The organism is Arthrobacter sp. SO5 (assembly GCF_020532805.1).
Classification (GTDB): Bacteria; Actinomycetota; Actinomycetes; order Actinomycetales; family Micrococcaceae; genus Arthrobacter.
In genome coordinates, this window is record NZ_MQTQ01000104.1 from 45,212 (window position 1) to 63,641 (window position 18,430).

The window sequence follows — 18,430 nt, forward strand, 5'->3', positions numbered from 1 at the left end:
ACTTGATGTCGCAGGAGAAGTACAACGGCGGCTGCAACCGGGTCATGCCCGCGCTCGTTGCCGAGTCTTGGGCGTGCAGCACGGCATGCTCAGCTTCTAGTCTCTCCATAACGACGTCACCTCCCTTCAAGCCATTCATGATCCCATCGGCGCACCGCTGCATGACCGCGCAGCGCCCCTTCAGACGCTGACCGCGGACTAACAGAGACACACGACAACAACAGAACCCCGGCGGCGCCACCAGCCGCCGACAGCACAGTGCCAACGATCAAGGCCCCGCCCTGTGGCTTTCGGCAGTAAATGGCGGCGTTTTCACAGCGCTATTCGGCGACGTTTTGGCACCATTGTTTTGGCGTCCGTCAGGTGTGCTCGCCCCGACCGGCTGCGGGCATGTCGGGGCGAGGGGGCGGTTGAATCAGGCGCCTTGTCGCCTGGACCAACCTGGACGGTACTGCTCGCTCACACTCGAGGCCACAGCAACGGAATCAACCGTTTCAGGTATGTCCGCCTCTAGACCAACGCTGCAGCGATCACCGAGAGAATCGCGAGCAGTCCGACGACGACAACGGGCACGTTCCATGTGGAGACGACAACCTCACGTGCGGCGGCGAATCCGGCATATCGTGCGTCCTGCCACGCGGCGACGATGGCATCACGTCCGGTCCTCGTCTCCGGCTGGCTGATCCGTTCGTTGTTCGGAAGCACGGTGAAAGGACGACTCTTGAGGTTTACTTCATTCTGAAATCCGGAGCCCAATGCGGACGGCGGGGTCGGAGCGCCCCAGCTCACGTACTTTTTGCCGGCCGCCCAAATGGATGTGGTGAACCGGACCTCGATGTCCTTCACGGCCCCAAACGGTATCTGGTGGTCGCGCAGACCATTGATCACCTCAAACCCAGAACCGTCGATGCGCAGGCACGGCCGCCACTGGGATGCGTAAACAAACCACGAAAGCAGCACCAGCCAGGGCGCAGCGCGAATCGCAGCATTGAGATCTCCGGCAACGAACAACCATGCCAGCGTTCCGGCGGCGCATATCCACACGCCTGCGGCCACCGGTCGGGCCGATGCCGACCGGTGCGTTATGGCCGGTCGCACCGACGCATAACGACCGCATCCGCTGACTGTGTCTGGCTGTCCCTTAGCCGGGCCCTCGTTTGGTGTCTGCAATGGTCCCCCTCCATGCCCGGGCACGCGCCCGGATGGAAGAAACCTATCCTAAGAATCATCCTGTGGCCCTGCTTGTTCGGTCGTCTGTAGGAGTTGTCCGAGACTTTGAGACACGGAGTGGGCTTTGATCCAAGACCCCTTCTTTCGGAGACGGCAAGCGGGTGAGCGTCGCCGTCAGCCCGCACCTGCTTTAGGATCCTGTGGCTGTCGGGACCATCCAGAAACCAGCAACCGCTCCGGTGGCGGGACCGGTGGTGGGACCGGTGGTGGGACCGGTGGTGGGATAAAACCCTTGGACCTGAACCGGCCCCGCCGCGATGTCGACCTGCGCTTTTGTGGCCTTTCCGCAGTCGAGATTCAGTTCGAGTCCGCCGCCCCGAAGGCCGGCCTGGGTGTCATTTTCCGAAGTCGTCTGCACGAAATGTCCAAAGTCGTCTGCACGGCCCACTTCGTGTCCGTATGGGGAACGGCGGATTCAGGCGGTCATTGCAACAGGAGTCCTTCGATCAGTTCGATCGGTTTTCTGAACTCTAGTCTTTTACGTGGCCGGTCGTTGAGTGCCTGGGCGACCCAGTCGAGGTCTTCGGCGCTGTGGATGCCCAGGTCGGTGCCTTTCGGGACGTACTGGCGGAGCAGGCCATTCGTGTTTTCATTGATGCCTCGCTGCCAGGGTGAGTGCGGGTCGCAGAGATAGATGTCGATGCCGGTGTCGATCTTCACGGTCTTCCAGTCCTGCATCTCGATGCCCTGGTCCCAGGTCAGGGACTGCCTCAGCGCCTGGGGAAGCGTCTTGATCTTCGCGGTCAGCGCATCACGCATCTGCTCGGCCCGGTACCCGTCCGGAAGATGAACGAGCATCGCGTAGTTGGTGGTTCTCTCCACGAGGGTCCCGATCGCGGACTGGTTGCCTTTGCCGATGATCAGGTCGCCCTCCCAGTGCCCTGGCACTGCACGGTCCTGAACCTCGGGGGGACGTTCGGAAATGTTAATCATGCCCGGGATCCGGTTCTTCCGCTGGCCGGCTTTCCTGCAGGGCTGCCTGACCGCCCGCCCGGTGCGTAAACACGCGGCCAGATCACGGTTAAGTGCTCCGCGGGACTGCACGTAGAGGGACTGGTAAATGGTCTCGGGTGACACCCGCATCTCCGGCTCATCGGGGAACTCAACCCGCAGGCGTCCTGCGATCTGTTCCGGCGAGTACTTCTTTTTCAGGTCCTCTTCCACCTTCGCACGCAGCACGGTGTTCGTGTGCAGTTTCGACGGTTTCGGCCGCGAAGCCCGCTCATACGCCAGCGCGTGCGCCGAGGTTGCCCGGTAGGGCAACCCGGCCACCGAATTGCGCCGCAGCTCCCTGGACACCGTCGAGGCTGATCTGTCGATCGCGGCCCCGATCCGGCGCAGCGAGTGTCCCTGGGCGTGCAGCACCGCGATCTCTTCCCGCTGGGCGAAGGTCAGGCACCTGCCCTTCAGATCCCGGCCGCGGCGGGGCCTGACACCCCCGGCCTCGGCCAGGACCCGGCGCCCGGTCCGCCTGCTCGTATTGATCGGCACAACGGCATCGGTGATGAAATCACCGACCTGCATCCCTGCCCAAAACAGCTGCAGAAGATCCGGTCTTACGTAAATTGAATACCTCGCCATGACAACACCCATCCGCTAAGTGTTGCAATCACCGCAAGAACCCAAGGAACCCTTACCGCAACAGTCCCGGCCCTCTTGGGCTGAAAACCGGGGGTTCATTGATTTCTCTGCCCACGACATGCCCGCACGCCGGGGAAATGTCCCTCCCCTGGGCGAGGATTGACCCATGACAACGCTTATCCCCACCGTGCTGGCTGAAGCCCTCGACGGCGAAGCCCGGCCGCAGAACCCCTTCCTTTGGACTAAGCAGCCGTGGCTCGATCAAATGCACGACCTTCCGGACGTTCTATCGCTCCTCGACCGTCTTCCCGAGAGGGTGAGCCGGCAGTCAACCCTTGATGCGGTCTCAGCAGAGCTGAATGCGGAACGGGTCCTCCCCGCATTCATTGCGGCGATGGTGTGGGGATGGGGCACGACCGCTGGCATGGGTGCGCTGCGGACACGGTGGATACTCACCCAGACCCAGGCCAAGAGCACCGAAGCGGTCTCGGAACCGGTTGATTCCTCTGTCGCAGACCGGCTGGAAGCAGGAGCCACGTCTGTGCGCGCAGACGGGGCACTTGAGGCTTTCCGGTTAATGAACAACGAGGGCCGAATCCTCCACCTTAGGTCCTCTTACTTCACCAAGTGGCTGTACTTCACTTCAGCCGTCGACGGCCCTGATGACCCAAACGCCGCCCCGATCTTCGACGACCGAATCGTCGGGTGGCTGGAGAACCCAGCCGGAGTGCCCCTTGAGAAGAACAGCACCGTTTCCTACGGCGAATACTTGGACTTGCTCGCCAACTGGGGAGAGTCGTACGGTCGAACGAGAGCACAAGTAGAAACCCAAATCTTCAGGCTGGCGACAGGACGCGGATGAGTCTTCGGAGTACGACGGCCGCCCTCTGAAGCAACCACGACTGCCCGCAAGCCGATCCCTCTGCGGGACAGCCACTAGGAAGCGTCATCCCATTGCAGATTTGGCAGACGCCGCCGCCGTCACGTTGTCGTTTGTCTGAACGGACGGTTCGAAGTCGCCTGCAGAGCCTTTCCCGGCGTCTCAACCGCCTTGGTACGTGATCAGGGGCGGGCTTGGTTGCTTACCACGCGCTGCCGGGCGCGTCATTGACCAGACGAGGAGTGCGGTGGCGGCAACGGGTGCGATGAAGGCTGCCACGGTCACCAGGCTGAGTCCGACAATTGAACCGGCGAAGCCAAACATTGCTGTCACGCCGACGCGGAGTGCGGAGCCGCCGGGAACGAGCCGTCCAAAAGGGAGGGCAACGGCGAAGCCCATCAATACTGCTGCAGCAAGGATCAGCGGCCACTGGTTGGGATGCCCGGCCCCAAGGAATTGGGCGGCTGCCACCACGATGAGACTTGCACTGCACAGGAGGGCCGACCAGCGCATGACGCCGCCGAAACGCGGGGTCAGCACTGTCCCGGCGGCGATGGTCGCGGGGATGGCTGCCAGCGCGCCAGCGGCCAGGCCGAGGTTCATGGCGTGGGTGGAATCCTTGACCATTGGTGCCCAGTTACTGCCGGTGAGGGCAAAGAGGGCGCACCCAAGTCCGGCGGTTATGGTCACCAGTGCGGCCGCGCCAGCTGGGGCGGCCCGCCGCCGGGTCCAAGCTGCCGCCGAAATCGACGGGGACGACCGCGGTGCTGCCCGAAACGTGTCCTGCGGTGCTGACGGGTGGCTCGCATTGCCCAGCCTTAAAGCGATGACTAACAGCACGACCGCGCCCAACGTGCCCATCAGTGGTGCCATCAGCGTCAACGCGCCGAGGACGAGCGCCAACGGTGCTGCCAAGGCAGCACTTTGCACAAGGCGGATGGGCAGAGCGCGTCGTTTACTCAGCACCGATTCGACCGGTGCCACAAGACAGATTGTCCCCGCTATCCACGCAAGAATAAGGAAAAAGAGGGTCGACGATCCAAACCAGCTGCGGCCGAGGCCGGCGTCCGCTTCCTCAAAACCGACCGACCAACTCGCTGCCGCCAGCGCCGCCAAGCCGCAGGCCGGTATGGCGCTGGCTGCGGTGGACATGGCGGCCGGGGCGGAGAGCCGCCCAGCCCGATGCAAGAGAACTATGGCGGAGAGGGCCAACGCGAGTGGTCCGATGAACACGGCCAACACGAGCCGGGCAAAGCCGGCCCCAGGGAGGACTATCGCGTTGCTCAACAACAGTGCGCTGGCACCGATATACGCGACCAGAGCTGTCGCGGCGAAACCGGCGGCCCACCGGGGCGTTGCTCGCTCGCCCAGCCCGTGGGCGCGGAGGGACCACGCTTCCGGAACAGAAGGGCGCTCCATACCCCGGTCACTGGCGTGCTGTTCGAGACTGTCGAGCACGATACTGCTGTGCTCCTCACGCCAGGGCCGCGGATACCACCGCAGCAGTCGGGCATACCGACTCCGTCGACTGCCGCTCACTGAGCGAGCCCCCATGACATTGTTGCCGGCGCGGGACGGCTGTGAGCGGCGCGGGGAGCCGCTAGCCGGCTTTCCGCGGCTCGGAGCCTTGCAGCGAGTCGTTCCGCCTCCAAAGCCAAGGCTTGATGCCCATTTTCTGTCAGTTCGTAGTAGCGGCGTGCGCGCCCGCCGACCGTTTCTTCGCCCGCTCTGCGAACGTGCCCATCTCGCTCTAGACGCTCGAGCGTGGCATAGAGCGTCGTAACCCGCAAAGAAACGGCGGCCGCGGAGAGCTCTTCAACGTCACGCAGGATGGCGTATCCGTGCTGACGTCCGCCGGCGAGGGCCGTGAGGATCCAAAAGGCAACTTCGGTCATGCTAGCAATATACCCAACATGGGAATATATGGACAGCCGGAAATCTCGTTTCCCTCGTGCTGGTGTCGGGCACTTAAACCTGACAACGCCTTGGGATCTGCTGCGGTTGTCGAGCTCTCAGATTTCATCGTCGGGCTGTCGGAACCGATGACCGTGTTGCCCGATGGCCGTTTCGCTAAGGGATCCTCCGACGGACAGCAGAGCGTCCTTCAAGCGCCCGGCCTACGGGCAGACTAAACAGCCGAGTCCGCTTCGGGCGACTGATACAGATCTCATTCGTGCCCCGTCGCGGCCCAGCGTTTCATTGCTTCGAGGAGATGATTGGGAGCGAGCATGAAACGGGGTTCGAGTTCCTCCCAGCCCGGCTCCCTGACGGTCCGGCTATACGCTGCATGGTCGGCATCAATGGGAATCGACTCGTCGAGCCCACCCGATTCCTCGCCCATGAGGGCGACGTGATAGATCCATGCTGAGCCGTCGGCTTCGACGTTCCGGAATGTTGCTTCAAAGACTGCGCGCCCGGCGGAGAGTCCTTGCTGCAGTTCATCCGGTCGTGAATTGAGCATGTTCATCCACTCCTCAAACGCCAGTTCCTTGCCGCCCACAATGCGTGAGCGACTTAGTTCGAGTCGCATGCCCGCAGGTACAGATGGCGGCATTTGGTGCCCGGGAAAGTCGCGCGGCACCGGAGTGAATGGGATCTCGAAGTTACCGTCATCAGAGGTCATGAAGGTATTCTCGCGGCGTTGACGGCGCGGGGGCACATCCAACGCAAGCATTTTTGGCTCTGCATCCGTTTGTCTTACCCACCTGGGCGCAGGGAATTCGGTAATTCGTCCCCCAGACCTACGTCGGGAGGCGAGAATTATCGTGTGCCATCCATCAAAGACATCGTCACCTTTCATGAACCGCCTGTACCTGCGGGGCAGTCTCCGTACGTTTCCGGCGCCGGGCCCTCGCAGCATTTCGAGATAGTCGATGCGCAGGAAGTCTGGCCAGAGCTCTTTCACGTACTCGCCGAGCGGGTCCGGGGAGCATTGGGATGGCGTGCCCTGGAGATCGAGCATGTTGGTTCAACGGCGGTTCGAGGGCTTCCCGCTAAAGCCATCATTGACGTTGACCTGATCGTCGCTGATCCGAATGACGAACCGTCGTACGTCCCGGCTCTCGAAGACGTCGGATTTGAGCTGAGAGTTCGTGAACCGTGGTGGTTCGGCCATCGCGTCCTGCGCCACGTTGACCCCGCCTGCCACCTGCACGTTTTCGGGTACGACAGCCCAGAAGTCGTGAAGCATCGGATTTTTCGAGACTGGCTGCGCGCGAATCCCAGCGATCACGATCTCTACGCAGACACGAAGCGTGAAGCGGCAGCCAAGGCTCAATCCACGGGTGAACACTCCATGCAATACAACGCAAGAAAGGAAAAAGTCATCAGGGAGATCTACCACCGAGCATTCGTCGCCACAGGGTTGACAAAGACTTAGAGACGCCCGGCATGGACGGGGAACGACTCCGGGTTGGTTGACTCCCGCACCTATGGAGCAGGGTGACCGCAATGTTCGGTAAAGGATCCTTTAACGTGCGCTCGTTAGGCCGGACCCTTGCTTGGAAGTTCAGCGCGGGCGGGCACACAGAAACGCACTAAAACAGCTTCCGTCGAGTCCGAGACGGTAAAGGTGGGATCACGCATGGCGGCCCGAAAGTCGGGGCTATGCCAGAATTCCTCGTGGCCTGCACGCCAGTCGGAGACTGCCTGGTAACCCTCGCCTTCGTCGATCGCGTGAGCTGCATCAACGGTACCGAGGGGCACTACGCGAACCTCGGTAACTTCCGTGATGCAGACGGGCTGCCCTGACGAATCAACGACCACACCGCGTTCACCGACGACGGGCAACGCCTCGTCGTCTAGCTTGTATTGGACGACAAGAGAGGTCGTGCTCGTCTTCCGTCCGTCAAGAATCGCGCCCACGAGTGCATCTCGCAGGGGGCCCGGAAACCCGTACTCTTCGACCGGTAGACCAGCAATTTCGTCTGGAGATAGCATGCTGAAAATCCTATGCTGTCCCTCTTGAAGTGATTACTTCTCAGCGTCCGACGGGGGTGGCGGCTCCGGCATGGGTCACGGCTTGTCCCCCTACGTGAAGGTTGGCGCGGCCATCCATGGCGAGTCGTAGGGATACATCCTAGTGCCCGGTAAGGATCGACTTACCGGGCTGCTTATCTAGCCCGGTGCGCGATTTGCGCCTCCGGGGTCTGCTCTGGCCGCCGGTTGGCTTCGGCGCGCATTGCACGTTAGCGTCCCTGACATGAATGTCACTTATCCTCCGCAACTCAGGTCCGGCGACATGATCCGGGTTGTGGCGCCGGCCCGGAGCCGTGCCATGGTTGCCGAACATGACCACAGCTCCCTGATCGAGCAGCGGTTTGCGCAGATGGGACTGCGCATCTCGTACGGGTCCCACATCGACGAACGTGACAGCCTTGACTCCTCTTCTATTGAGTCCAGGGTCTTTGACATTCACGCTGCTTTCGCGGACCCGGAGGTGGCCGGCATCCTCACCGTCATTGGTGGATTCAACAGCAACGAACTCCTTCCCTATCTTGACTGGGACCTGATTGAGGCCAATCCGAAGGTCTTCTGCGGCTACTCGGATATCACGGCCCTGCAAAACGCCATCCTCGCCCACACCGGATTGGTGACGTACTCCGGACCACACTGGTCCAGCTTTGGAATGAGGGATCATTTCGAACAAACCCTGCAGTGGTTCACTGAAACGCTCCTGGGCAACCGGCCGCTGGCCTTGACGCCTTCCGAACTGTGGACCGACGACGACTGGTTCCTTGACCAAGACAACCGGGACCCTCTCGCCGGAGACGGCTGGTGGGCGCTCCAGCCGGGCATGGCCTCGGGCCGCGTCGTCGGCGGCAATTTATGTACGCTTAATCTGCTCCAAGGGACGCCTCACATGCCGGCTCTGGATGGTGCGTTGCTCTTCCTTGAGGACGATTACGAGAGCCATTCGGCAACATTCGCCCGTGATCTAACATCCCTCCTTCAAGTGCCGGACGCCGGTGGGATCACGGGGCTGGTGATTGGCCGCTTCCAGCGGGCAAGCCGGATGACCCGGGACGTTCTGGAACACATCGTCAGGACGCAGCAGCGCCTCAGCGGGCTTCCCGTCCTGGCCAATGCAGATTTCGGACACACACAGCCGCAGATCACGCTGCCCATCGGCGGCCGAGCCGAGCTGACGGTCGGGCCAACCAGCAGACTCCGCATCACTTCCGACCAGCCAACAGTAGGAACAACAGAACGTCCGCTGAAGGATCGGCTTACGAGACGCGGCGTAAATTGCTTAGGACACGGACGGCCCAGGGTGCAGATCAAAGTTGCCGACAACCTCGGCCAGCAGCCGGTGGCCTTCGGCCGTGGGATGGAGGCCGTCGCTGAACAGGGCCGGGCGGTCGGCCAAGACGTCCCAGGTGTCGAGGAAGTCCCGGAAGGTCCGCTCGCTCCACGACCGCAACGTCTCCCGCAAGTCCAGGATCTCGCCCAGGTCGAGGCAGGGGACCAAGGTGGTGTCCACCCAGTTCGGGCTCATCACCACCACGCGCCGTCCCTGGGGTTCCATCGCTTCGCAGAAGGATTCCAAGCGGGCGATGACATCCTGGCCCACTTGTGCCCCGCCACGTCCGTCGGCGTGGAGCAGGTCGTTGATGCCAGCCGCCACCAGGACCGTGTCCGCGCGGCGGGCGGCCACCTCGGCCTCGGCGGCGTCCAGGATCTCAAGCATGGTGGCGCCGGGCCAGGCCAGGTTGAAGAACCGGTTGTTCTCCTCGTCGCGGGTGATGTGTCGCGAGGCGACCCGGGCGGCCCAGCCGCCGTCCCGGGTGCAACGCCCGTAGGCGATGCTGTCGCCGATCAGGGCAATGCGTTCGGCCACATCCAGAGAATCGGCTGAGACGTAGCACCAGGCCTGTCCGTGGGCGCCGGTGGGCACGCGGCGGCGGGCGTAGGCGTCGACCTCGTACGCGTCGGCTGCGGCCAGCTCGTCAGGGCTTAGCGCGAGCAACCCGCCGGATACGGTGTCACCTTCACGGCGGACGAGGCCGAGGTGAACTTTCTTGCCGCTCTTGGCGATGACATCCAGGTCGGTGATGACGACTTCTGTGGTTCCGTGCCCGATCAGGAAGTCTTCGAGCATGTTGACCCGGTAGCCGAACAGCGACTGCTGGACCTTCTCATCCAACAGGGTGCCGAATGAGAAGACCAGCTCGCTCGGGGCCGCGGATGTAGTTGGTTCCGGGTTGGACACGGGGACACTCCTTGGGCAGAACTTTCGTCGCTCCCGAGCCTCACCTCTGGCTGTGACCAGGAAGAATGTGTGCGATTGATTATCGCATCCGTTGCTGTCCTGGCTCTGCGCGGCTATGGGACGCATCAGCCAGAACGAGACGCGGCCGAGGCCGTCACGCCTCACTGGATGATGTCTCGCGTCAAGGATCCCCGACCGGGCGCCGGAGCGCCCCATGATCCACCGGCGCGGGCTGGGATTCCGAAGCCGTTCTTTGGTGCTCACGTTGCGAGGCGCGAACCCAAAATAGGCCCTTCAGAGCTATTGCCACTTCGGCATTGCCCCTGCAACACTCAGGTCATTCGCTTCGGCCCACTGCGCAATCGTCCGGCCAGTCCACCATAAAGAGATCGGACTCATCGATGGCTATGACTTCTCTGACCAAGGCCCGGTTGAGGAAAGCGACCTTGATCGTTCTCGTGGTCACGATTGTTGCTTTCGTGTCGGCCCTCGCTATCCGGGAGTCGGACCAGGGGTCCTCCCCATTGCTGACCATCATCTATCAGGGCCTCGGTGGCATCGCGGGACTGGGTACAGCCTTCGTGGTGGTCTTTGTTCCCATGTATGCGTGGCAAGAAAGCCGAAAGAACGGACGGGAAGACGATCGGCCTGAGTGATCGACGCGTCCGTAAGCCGGTCCCTTAGCGGGACAGCATCCCCACGCATCGGAAGCGCGCCACATGCATTCTTGCCCCCTGCTCACACCCGATAATTGAGTCATGCAGCGTGGGAAGGTTCATGTGATGGGGGCGAGCGGTAGCGGTACGACGACGCTCGGTCGAGCATTGGCTGACCATTGGTCGGTTCCTCACGCGGACGCCGACGACTATTTCTGGGTGCCCACCGTCCCGCCGTACGTCGAGAAGCGTCCTGAGAACGTTCGGCGGGCTCTGATGCGCGACGTTTTCGTCCCGCGGGAGGGCTGGGTCTTGTCCGGGTCAATGATGGGCTGGGGGGAGAGCATCGTTGCAGAGTGCGACGCCGTGATCTTTTTGACGCTCGACCCTCGTGAGCGATTGCGACGCCTCGAGGCCCGCGAGGTCCATCGCCGGGCCGGCCGGGAGTTCGATGGGGTGGCGTGGTCCGACTTTCTGGACTGGGCAAAAGGTTACGACGATCCGGCGTTCGACGGCAGAAGCCGCGCAGCTCATGAGGCATGGCTGGAAAAACTTGACCTGCCGGTGCTGCGCCTGGGCAGCGAGCGGTCGATAGACGAACTACGCGAGGCCGTGCTGAGTTGGGACCCTTTTAAGTCGCCGGGAAGCTCAACCGTCCGTTGACGGATCCCTTAGCGGACGCCAAGAGGTCCAGCGTTGCGCTTCAAGGCCAGCGCCATAAGCACTTCGTCTCTATCGCCTCCGGGTAACCGAAGGGCTTCTGGCCATCGTCCGATTTCGCGCCACCCGCACGACTGGTACAAACCCTCGAGACCCATACCCGCCCGCACTTCGAGGCGCAGCTGTTCCAATGCGAGATCCTCGGTCGCTGACCGGGCCACCTCCTCCATGAGCGCACGCCCGACGCCGCAGTTTCGGAAATCCAGGGCTGTCTGGACCCGAAGAACCCGCGCCCAATGAGCTGTTAGCTCACTCGAATTGCCGGCCAAGAGCAGCCAACCGGCCAACTCGCCCTGCTCACGTACTTTTTGTCGGCCGCCCAGATAGCTGTGGTGAACCGGACCTCGATGTCCTTCACGGCCCCAAACGGTATCTGGTGGTCGCGCAAACCATTGATCACCTCAAACCCAGAGCCGTCGATGCGCAGGCACGGCCGCCACTGGGATGCGTAAACAAACCAGGACAGCAGAACCAGCCAGGGCGCAGCGCGTATCGCGGCATTGAGATCTCCGGCAACCAACAACCACGCCAGCGTTCCGGCGGCGCATATCCACACGCCTGCGGCCACCGGTCGGGCCGACGCCGACCGGTGCGTTATGGCTGGCCCCGGAGTCGGGTAAAGACCGGAGCCGCTGTCCGGCTGTCCCCTAACCGGGCCCTCGTTTGATGACTGGAATGGCCCCCCTCCATGCCCGGGCACGCGCCCGGATGAAAGAAACCTATCCTAAGAATCATCAAGTGTGCCTCCGATCGTCCGTCGGAGTTGGCCAAAAACTTGAGGCCCTCACTTTTCCGGAGACGGCAACGGGAGTGAGCGCCGCCGGGAACCCGTAGTGCTTTAGGAGCCGGTGGCCGCCGGAACCATCCAGAAACCAGCAACCGCGCCGGTGGCGGGACCGGTGGTGGGATAAAAACCTTGGACCTGAACCGGCCCTGCCGCGATGTCGACCTGCGCTTTTGTGGCCTTCCCGCAGTCGAGACTCAATTCGAGTCCGCCACCGCCCCGAACGCCGGCCTGGGCAATTGAAAGGTATGCGGTCGGGGCGCCGACACAGGCCGCGGTTATTGTGTACCTTCCCTTTGCCAACGCCGTAACCGACTTATGGAACCCGCCGCCGCCGAGTCCGCCGGCCCCATCTAGGACGAAGTCTTTCGGCCGAGCGCCGAGTAAAGATCCGAGGTCTGTGAAGTTCCGATTTTCGGTGGCTGCAAGTTCAGGGGCCGACGGCAGCGGCGACGGAGGTGCCGGCCGGCTGGTTCTGGAAGGCACCGAGGTCGGGTCTGCGCCGTCATCCGCATATTCACAACCGGACAGCCCCGTTACCGCACACGCCCCGGCCAACAACAGCGCGGCCCCACGGAACCATGGACTTCGTCCCCCAGGTAGTGACATGCCCCGAGCCTACTGGCAGTACGACGCCATATAGCCGATCAAACCCACAGGAAGGCCACCCTCCTCAACGACAAACCATCGGTGGCGGCATCCTCGCCCGGAAATGTCGCATCTACCTGCAGTCTTTTGAGACACGGTCGTCGTGTCGATGGGGATCGAAGGAACCGGCGTCCTGCCGGGCGGCCGCGTGTCTTGGACAGATGTCTCACCGTGGATCGTCTCAGGTGGGTGCTGGCTGGGGGTTTCTGAGGCACAATGACCGGGTGAGACAACTTGGGTATACGTGTCAGTTTCTGAAGTCGTCTGCACGGAATATCCAAACTCGTCTGCACGCACCACATGTTCGAAGGAGGAACCCTGATCGGGACGGAAGTTGGCATGCGCTGTTTCGAGATGCCTTGCCCCGTTCCCCTAGGGTGCTGTCATGACTGAAGGCTATTTCTTCTCCGCCGAAACGGACAGAGTTGATCGTGCCCGCGTGCACCAGTGGCTCAGCGAGCAGTCCTATTGGGCGCAAGGTCGGGCTCGTGAGAAGCAGGATGCAGCTATCGACGCCTCTCGGAACTACGGGGTGTACGACATCGGGTCTGGAGAGCAGGTGGCTTACGGTCGCGTCGTGACTGACGGCGTTACGTTCGCTTGGCTCTGCGACGTGTTCGTCGCAACCGAAGCCCGCGGTCAAGGCATCGGCAAGATGCTGGCCGCTGGTGTAATGGCGGACCTGGAACCTTTAGACCTAAAACGGATTCTGTTGTCAACGGTCGATGCTCACGGGCTTTACGCCCAGCACGGCTTCACCGAGCTGACCGAGCCATCACAAATGATGGCTCGCGTCCAATGACCCATCCTTCAGCGCTCCAACCTGCTCGTACTCCACTCGCCGCGGCTGACGCGAAACTGCAGTTGGTGATGATAGTCGGGAATCTGGTCGTGGGAACTTTTTGGGAGCTGGGGAATTACCTATCTTCCGGGGTTTTATCCTGGGTGCAGCGTTCCCTGGTTTCCTTTTGCACGTTCGTCATCATGACGGCCATTTCTGGGAAGAGGAAGAGGCCAAGAGGGCCGATTGGGACCGGCGGGCGCGGGCACTCTGACCCCGGTGAAACCGCAGCGATCGGCTGACCCTCGATCGCCGGCATCTCGTTGATATCTCTTCGTCGAGGTAGCCGAACGTCTTGCGAGACCTGAACATATAGATAGCTCGAGTGTCGTCGCCCACTCCCCTCCGATGCTCAGCTCTTCCATCGGGTTCTCGACTCCCCTGGCTAACGCTGCAGGTGTAAACACTGTGACGGTCTTGAGGAACAAGTGTCGAATCGGGTTGATCGTGTTCGTTGAAGTAGTGAAGCCGCCCTGCAGAGGTGACTCGGAACAAGGGAGTAATACCATGAATCTCACGATCTCGATCCAGGTCAGCGTCGACGGCGTCATGCAGGCTAACGGCGGCAACAATGACGAGCTCGATCCCGGGTTTGCGCGCGGCGGCTGGGCCATCCCGACCGGCGACAAGGAGTCGGCCGCGTACATCGCTTCGACGTGGCAGCGCGCGGACGCGTTCCTGCTCGGCCGCAAGACCTACGAACTGTTCGCGCGCTATTGGGGTGGTCAGGCCGACAACTCGAACCCGTTTTCGGGCGCGATGAATCCTCGGCCGAAGTACGTCGTGTCCAACACCCTGACCGACCCGGCGTGGACGAACACGACGGTGATCTCGGGGGATATCGCCGCGGGCATCAGGGAACTGAAAGCTCAGCCGGGCGGCGAGCTGGTGGTCGTGGGCAGCGGCGTGCTGGCGCGCTGGCTGCTCGAGAACGAGCTCGTCGACGAGATTAACCTCATCGTGTGCCCGGTCATCGTGGGAGAGGGACTTCGGCTGTTCCCGCAGCAGGGCAAAGACTTCAGACTCGAACTGGTCGAGACGAGGGCGTTCCCGACCGGTGTCCTCGCCCACACCTACCGGCCCACCGGCCGCCCCAACTACGCCTGAGAGAAGACCAATCCATGCAATACCTGATCAACGTCATCGACTACCGCAGCGAATCGGGCACCGCCGAGGAGGCGGTCGCGATCGACGCCTTCAACAAGAAGCTGATTGCCGGCGGCCACTGGGTGTTCGCCGCCGGCCTCGCCGACCCGACGGTCTCGACCGTGATCGACGGGCGCGGCGACGAGCCGGTGTTCACCGACGGACCGTTCGTCGAAGCCAAGGAGTGGGCCGCCGGATTCTGGATCATCGACGCGCCCGACCTGGACGTCGCCCTCAAGCTGATGTGCGAGGGCTCAAAAGCCTGCAACCGTCGGCTCGAAGTGCGGCCCCTCCTGTCGGATCCCTGATCGATGCGCAGGACGCGTTGACCCGCGCTCACCGATACGAGTGGGCACCTTTCGTGGCGACAACCGCCAGGCGGTTCGGGAATCTCGACACTGCCGAGGACGCGGCCGCGGAAGCCTTCGCGATCGCCACGGAGCGCTGGCCGGTGGACGGCATACCGCCCAACCCCGGCGCCTGGCTCACCACGACAGCGAGCCGCAAGGCGATTGACCGGATCCGGCGCGAGAGCAGCCGCGACGCGAGACACACGGAGGCGAAGCTCCTGTACGACGCAGAGCCCGACCCAGTCGGCGTGATCGACGACGACCGGCTTCGGCTGCTCTTCATCTGCTGCCATCCGGCGCTTTCGATGGAGGCACGTGTGGCACTGACGCTGCGGATGATCGGCGGACTGAGCGTGCCCGAGATCGCCCGCGCGTTCCTGGTGCAGGACACCACGATGGGCGCCCGCATCACTCGCGCCAAGGCCAAGATCGCCGCCGCCCAGATCCCGTACCGCGTGCCGGCGGCCGAGGATCTGCCCGGCCGAGTGTCGGGGGTGCTCGCAGTAGTCTTCCTGATCTTCAACGAGGGCTATCTCGCGTCCGGCCCTGACACCGCACCGGTGCGCGAGGAGCTGACCGGCGAGGCGATTCGGCTCGCGCGGTTGCTGCACGGCCTGCTGCCCGACGACGGTGAGGTGACCGGGATGCTCGCGATGCTGCTGCTCACCGACGCGCGCCGCTCGGCCCGGGTGTCATCGGCGCGTGAGTTGGTCCCGCTGGCCGAGCAGGACAGAGGCCTCTGGGATGTGGCTCAGATATCCGAAGGGCACGCCCTGGTCCGCGAGCGATTGGCCTCCAAGGTCGCGCCCGGCCGGTACCAGCTACTCGCGGCGATCAACGCCGTGCACACTGACGGCGACGCGACCGACTGGACGCAGGTGGTTGCGCTCTACGACCAGCTCGTCAGGCTCGACGGTTCACCGATCGTACGGCTCAACCGGGCGATCGCCGTGGGCGAGCGTGACGGCCTCGAGGCGGGACTCGCGCTCATCGACGACCTCGACTCCGCGCTCTCGGGATACCACGCTTACCACGCCGCTCGGGCGCACTTGTTGCGTCGGCTGGGTCGGGACACCGCAGCCCGCGATGCTTACGACGCCGCGATCAGCCTCGCCGGCAACACTGCCGAGATCGCCTTCCTCACGCGGCGCCGGGATCAGGCACGACCAGAGGACAACGGTCGCTGCGGCTGACCAGCCCAAGGCTGGCCCCGACGCTGACCGCGCCGCCTACCTGGATGCCTAATACGCTCCTGGGCCCTTGAAGTCCTGCCGGCTCCAACCCCGGGCCCTCGCATTCCTACTTCGTCATGAACGACACGGTCTGACGGTTTGGGCAAATTCGGCGATTTTCAGCGCGTGCACCTGTGCGCAGTCGAATACACGGAAGCCAGGACTCTCTCCAGAGAATGCCAACACGAGGTCAGTCCCAGCGAGAAGCACCGCATCAACGTTCTCGTCGGCAACCATGCGCTGTCCCGCGTTGAAGAAGACCTGACGCTGCTGCTGCGAACACACTCCGCTCTTAGCCATGGACACGTAGTTTGTGTGAACCTCGTCAATCCACTCAGGGCCTGGTGCGATGACCACCACGTCACCGAGAGCGCCGTAGAACCCAGACTCCATGACTGTCTTCGTGCCCAACAGTCCGACCCGCCGGAGGCCGCGTTCGTGAAGCTCATCCCGCACAACATCGCACAAATCAATAACCGGAAGCGGGGAGATCAGCTTGAACTCCCCTACACAGAAGTGTCCTGCAATCGAAGTGACAGCAACCGCCTCGGCTCCGGCAAGCTGAAGCCGGCGCGTGAGCTCTTCATAGATTCGAACCTGCTTGTTGACATCACCCGCTGCCTGGTTTTCCAAGAGAGTGGAAGTGTCAGCATGAACCATGGTCAGTTCCAGGTCCCGGCCGCCGTCCACCATCGCCTGAATGAGCGTCCGGTAGTAATAGTCCGTCGCAGCGGGCCCGATCCCCACGATAAGTCCAACGTGCACTATTCCTCCAGGTAAGTCGGTCGCCACCAGCCTGCCCGTGAACAGATACCGCACCCGGCTACTCGTCAGCCAGCCCAGGCCACTACTGTCAGAGCGATCCGCCTGATCCTCTCATATGAGATTGAGAGTGGGGTTCGCGGCCGTCCCTTACTCCTCCGATTGCCAGTGCGTTCCAGACCGTAGGTGACAATCTGGCTGGAGCTGGAAGGCAGGTTGGTGGGCTAGCGGGACAAGAGTTTTTCCCCGTCAGTTCGTATTTCCCCAGAAGGTGAAACGTGCCGGTAGAGCGTCTGGCGGGTGATCCCAAGTTCGGTGCAGAGATCGCCCACCTTGGTGCCGGGCTTGCCCATGGAGGCCAGGGCGAGCCGGAGCTTGGCGGGGGTCATTTTGAAGGGGCGCCCGCCGCTGCGGCCGCGGGCGCGGGCGGCGGCGAGCCCTGCTGTCGTACGTTCGGAGATGAGTTCGCGGAAACACCTAGTAAAACTCCAGCCCAGCTGCTGGCTCCGTGCCACATTCTGCGCGTGCCAGGTCGAGCAAAAGAGATGTCTTAGGATCAAGGGATGACCCCTCAACGTCCCATTGTCTTGATTACTGGCGTCGGCCGACGGATCTCCATCGGTACAGAGATCGCCCGTCAGCTTGCTGCGGACGGGTGGGACATCGCCTTCGCCAACCACCGACCGGAACGGGGGTTCGTGGATGATTTCACTCTGGAGCTGCACGCACTTGGGGCTAGGACCTTCGCCTTCGAGAGCGATCTAGCAGACCCGATGAGTCCCGCCACGTTGGTAGCGTCGGTTGCAGAACAGTTGGGGCCCGTCCAGGCACTGGTCGCAAGCCACGCTCAGTCCGTAGACAGCAGCATTCATGACACGTCGGTCGAGAGCTTTGACCGTCACTTCGCCATCAACACCCGCGCGAACTGGCTATTGATCAAAGCGTTCGCCCAGCAGTACTCGTCAGCACCTGGACTGGGGCGAATCGTCGCGCTGACGAGCGACCACACAACGCATAACCTCCCCTACGGCGCTAGCAAGGGCGCACTTGATCGAATTGTGATCGCGGCCGCCGGCGAACTTGGGCACCTCGGTATCACCGCGAACTTGGTCAACCCGGGCCCGGTCGACACCGGGTGGATGAGCCCGGACCTCGGGGACGCTCTGAGCAGCGAGACGGCGCTCGGTCGGCTTGGCACACAACGGGACGCTGCGAATTTAGTGTCCTTCCTGCTCTCCGAACGCGGCGGCTGGATCAATGGTCAGCTCCTGCATTCCAACGGCGGCTTCCACCTGCCTGTCTAAGCCTCCTCCCCGATGAGGAGCAGATGTCGGCAATCCCAACGCTGATCGCGAACGCCAAATAGCCCTGCGATTCACTGCCAAATAG

General features: G+C 62.6%; 19 protein-coding genes and 2 pseudogenes. 10 read left to right on the top strand and 11 right to left on the bottom strand.

All coding sequences use genetic code 11. From position 1 onward, the window contains the following. Nucleotides 1–510 precede the first annotated feature (510 nt). Both BJG92_RS18050 and BJG92_RS18055 read right to left on the bottom strand, forming a co-directional pair. Nucleotides 511–1,056: a hypothetical protein gene (locus BJG92_RS18050; protein WP_232085351.1), complete on the bottom strand. Its 546-nt coding sequence runs from the start codon at nucleotides 1,054–1,056 to the stop codon at nucleotides 511–513. Nucleotides 1,057–1,653: 597 nt separating this feature from the next. Continuing rightward, nucleotides 1,654–2,823 (bottom strand): IS30 family transposase, encoded by a 1,170-nt coding sequence (locus tag BJG92_RS18055; RefSeq protein WP_232085352.1) that lies wholly within the window; start codon nucleotides 2,821–2,823, stop codon nucleotides 1,654–1,656. Nucleotides 2,824–2,977: 154 nt separating this feature from the next. Here BJG92_RS18055 and BJG92_RS18060 point away from each other — a divergent pair, with 154 nt between their 5' ends. Further along, on the top strand, nucleotides 2,978–3,673 hold the full coding sequence (locus BJG92_RS18060; protein WP_232085353.1) for a hypothetical protein: 696 nt from the start codon (nucleotides 2,978–2,980) through the stop codon (nucleotides 3,671–3,673). Between the two features lie 180 nt (nucleotides 3,674–3,853). On the opposite strand, the gene BJG92_RS18065 is transcribed toward BJG92_RS18060, so the two are convergent. From BJG92_RS18065 to BJG92_RS18075, 3 genes are all read right to left on the bottom strand, one after another. Beyond that, entirely contained in the window at nucleotides 3,854–4,606 is a 753-nt protein-coding gene (locus BJG92_RS18065; RefSeq protein ID WP_232085354.1) for a hypothetical protein, read from the bottom strand. A gap of 620 nt (nucleotides 4,607–5,226) precedes the next feature. Next, nucleotides 5,227–5,586, bottom strand: a complete 360-nt coding sequence (locus BJG92_RS18070; RefSeq protein WP_232085355.1) for a PadR family transcriptional regulator — start codon at nucleotides 5,584–5,586, stop codon at nucleotides 5,227–5,229. A 272-nt stretch (nucleotides 5,587–5,858) separates the two neighbouring features. Next, nucleotides 5,859–6,314 (bottom strand): DUF6176 family protein, encoded by a 456-nt coding sequence (locus BJG92_RS18075; RefSeq protein ID WP_232085356.1) that lies wholly within the window; start codon nucleotides 6,312–6,314, stop codon nucleotides 5,859–5,861. Between the two features lie 144 nt (nucleotides 6,315–6,458). Between BJG92_RS18075 and BJG92_RS18080 the strand changes: the two genes are divergently transcribed. Then, nucleotides 6,459–7,070: a GrpB family protein gene (locus tag BJG92_RS18080; RefSeq protein ID WP_232085357.1), complete on the top strand. Its 612-nt coding sequence runs from the start codon at nucleotides 6,459–6,461 to the stop codon at nucleotides 7,068–7,070. Between the two features lie 104 nt (nucleotides 7,071–7,174). Here BJG92_RS18080 and BJG92_RS18085 read toward each other — a convergent pair whose 3' ends face one another. After that, nucleotides 7,175–7,630, bottom strand: a complete 456-nt coding sequence (locus BJG92_RS18085; protein ID WP_232085358.1) for an ASCH domain-containing protein — start codon at nucleotides 7,628–7,630, stop codon at nucleotides 7,175–7,177. A gap of 301 nt (nucleotides 7,631–7,931) precedes the next feature. Between BJG92_RS18085 and BJG92_RS18090 the strand changes: the two are divergent. Then, nucleotides 7,932–8,825: pseudogene (locus tag BJG92_RS18090) on the top strand (S66 peptidase family protein); the annotation flags it as partial. A gap of 117 nt (nucleotides 8,826–8,942) precedes the next feature. Here the strand turns inward: BJG92_RS18090 and BJG92_RS18095 are convergent. Beyond that, complete coding sequence (locus BJG92_RS18095) at nucleotides 8,943–9,902, bottom strand: GDSL-type esterase/lipase family protein (protein WP_232085359.1); 960 nt, start codon at nucleotides 9,900–9,902, stop codon at nucleotides 8,943–8,945. Between the two features lie 446 nt (nucleotides 9,903–10,348). Between BJG92_RS18095 and BJG92_RS18100 the strand changes: the two genes are divergently transcribed. Together BJG92_RS18100 and BJG92_RS18105 are read left to right on the top strand one after the other, a co-directional pair. Next, the gene (locus BJG92_RS18100; RefSeq protein WP_232085360.1) at nucleotides 10,349–10,558 is read left to right on the top strand and encodes a hypothetical protein; all 210 of its coding nucleotides are present in this window, start codon (nucleotides 10,349–10,351) and stop codon (nucleotides 10,556–10,558) included. 102 nt (nucleotides 10,559–10,660) lie between these two features. Next, the gene (locus tag BJG92_RS18105; RefSeq protein WP_232085361.1) at nucleotides 10,661–11,221 is read left to right on the top strand and encodes a hypothetical protein; all 561 of its coding nucleotides are present in this window, start codon (nucleotides 10,661–10,663) and stop codon (nucleotides 11,219–11,221) included. Between the two features lie 8 nt (nucleotides 11,222–11,229). Here BJG92_RS18105 and BJG92_RS18685 read toward each other — a convergent pair whose 3' ends face one another. Both BJG92_RS18685 and BJG92_RS18110 read right to left on the bottom strand, forming a co-directional pair. Beyond that, on the bottom strand, nucleotides 11,230–11,565 hold the full coding sequence (locus BJG92_RS18685) for an N-acetyltransferase family protein (RefSeq protein ID WP_374199830.1): 336 nt from the start codon (nucleotides 11,563–11,565) through the stop codon (nucleotides 11,230–11,232). Next, on the bottom strand, nucleotides 11,523–11,846 hold the full coding sequence (locus BJG92_RS18110; protein WP_232085362.1) for a hypothetical protein: 324 nt from the start codon (nucleotides 11,844–11,846) through the stop codon (nucleotides 11,523–11,525). Before BJG92_RS18110 ends, BJG92_RS18685 begins: the two co-directional genes overlap by 43 nt. 1,249 nt (nucleotides 11,847–13,095) lie before the next feature. Between BJG92_RS18110 and BJG92_RS18115 the strand changes: the two genes are divergently transcribed. From BJG92_RS18115 to BJG92_RS18130, 4 genes are all read left to right on the top strand, one after another. Continuing rightward, nucleotides 13,096–13,512 carry a GNAT family N-acetyltransferase gene (locus tag BJG92_RS18115; protein WP_232085363.1) on the top strand — a complete coding sequence of 139 codons (417 nt, stop codon included), beginning with the start codon at nucleotides 13,096–13,098 and terminating at the stop codon, nucleotides 13,510–13,512. A 546-nt stretch (nucleotides 13,513–14,058) separates the two neighbouring features. Further along, the gene (locus BJG92_RS18120) at nucleotides 14,059–14,658 is read left to right on the top strand and encodes a dihydrofolate reductase family protein (RefSeq protein ID WP_232085364.1); all 600 of its coding nucleotides are present in this window, start codon (nucleotides 14,059–14,061) and stop codon (nucleotides 14,656–14,658) included. Between the two features lie 14 nt (nucleotides 14,659–14,672). Further along, nucleotides 14,673–15,005, top strand: a complete 333-nt coding sequence (locus BJG92_RS18125; RefSeq protein ID WP_232085365.1) for a YciI family protein — start codon at nucleotides 14,673–14,675, stop codon at nucleotides 15,003–15,005. Between the two features lie 53 nt (nucleotides 15,006–15,058). Beyond that, complete coding sequence (locus tag BJG92_RS18130) at nucleotides 15,059–16,240, top strand: RNA polymerase sigma factor (protein WP_232085366.1); 1,182 nt, start codon at nucleotides 15,059–15,061, stop codon at nucleotides 16,238–16,240. A 114-nt stretch (nucleotides 16,241–16,354) separates the two neighbouring features. Here the strand turns inward: BJG92_RS18130 and BJG92_RS18135 are convergent, their stop codons facing one another. Further along, nucleotides 16,355–17,098: an aspartate/glutamate racemase family protein gene (locus tag BJG92_RS18135; protein ID WP_232085367.1), complete on the bottom strand. Its 744-nt coding sequence runs from the start codon at nucleotides 17,096–17,098 to the stop codon at nucleotides 16,355–16,357. A 167-nt stretch (nucleotides 17,099–17,265) separates the two neighbouring features. Beyond that, nucleotides 17,266–17,511, bottom strand: a pseudogene (locus BJG92_RS18140) (recombinase family protein); the annotation flags it as partial. A 93-nt stretch (nucleotides 17,512–17,604) separates the two neighbouring features. Here BJG92_RS18140 and BJG92_RS18145 point away from each other — a divergent pair. Continuing rightward, on the top strand, nucleotides 17,605–18,345 hold the full coding sequence (locus BJG92_RS18145) for an SDR family oxidoreductase (protein WP_232085368.1): 741 nt from the start codon (nucleotides 17,605–17,607) through the stop codon (nucleotides 18,343–18,345). Nucleotides 18,346–18,430 lie beyond the last annotated feature (85 nt).

What these genes read in the sequence shown, in the direction of transcription:
- BJG92_RS18055 (WP_232085352.1), bottom strand. Translation starts at nt 2,823, where the DNA reads ATGGGTGTTGTCATGGCGAGGTATTCAATTTACGTAAGACCGGATCTT.
- BJG92_RS18060 (WP_232085353.1), top strand. Translation starts at nt 2,978, where the DNA reads ATGACAACGCTTATCCCCACCGTGCTGGCTGAAGCCCTCGACGGCGAA.
- BJG92_RS18070 (WP_232085355.1), bottom strand. Translation starts at nt 5,586, where the DNA reads ATGACCGAAGTTGCCTTTTGGATCCTCACGGCCCTCGCCGGCGGACGT.
- BJG92_RS18075 (WP_232085356.1), bottom strand. Translation starts at nt 6,314, where the DNA reads ATGACCTCTGATGACGGTAACTTCGAGATCCCATTCACTCCGGTGCCG.
- BJG92_RS18085 (WP_232085358.1), bottom strand. Translation starts at nt 7,630, where the DNA reads ATGCTATCTCCAGACGAAATTGCTGGTCTACCGGTCGAAGAGTACGGG.
- BJG92_RS18105 (WP_232085361.1), top strand. Translation starts at nt 10,661, where the DNA reads ATGCAGCGTGGGAAGGTTCATGTGATGGGGGCGAGCGGTAGCGGTACG.
- BJG92_RS18115 (WP_232085363.1), top strand. Translation starts at nt 13,096, where the DNA reads ATGACTGAAGGCTATTTCTTCTCCGCCGAAACGGACAGAGTTGATCGT.
- BJG92_RS18120 (WP_232085364.1), top strand. Translation starts at nt 14,059, where the DNA reads ATGAATCTCACGATCTCGATCCAGGTCAGCGTCGACGGCGTCATGCAG.
- BJG92_RS18125 (WP_232085365.1), top strand. Translation starts at nt 14,673, where the DNA reads ATGCAATACCTGATCAACGTCATCGACTACCGCAGCGAATCGGGCACC.
- BJG92_RS18145 (WP_232085368.1), top strand. Translation starts at nt 17,605, where the DNA reads ATGACCCCTCAACGTCCCATTGTCTTGATTACTGGCGTCGGCCGACGG.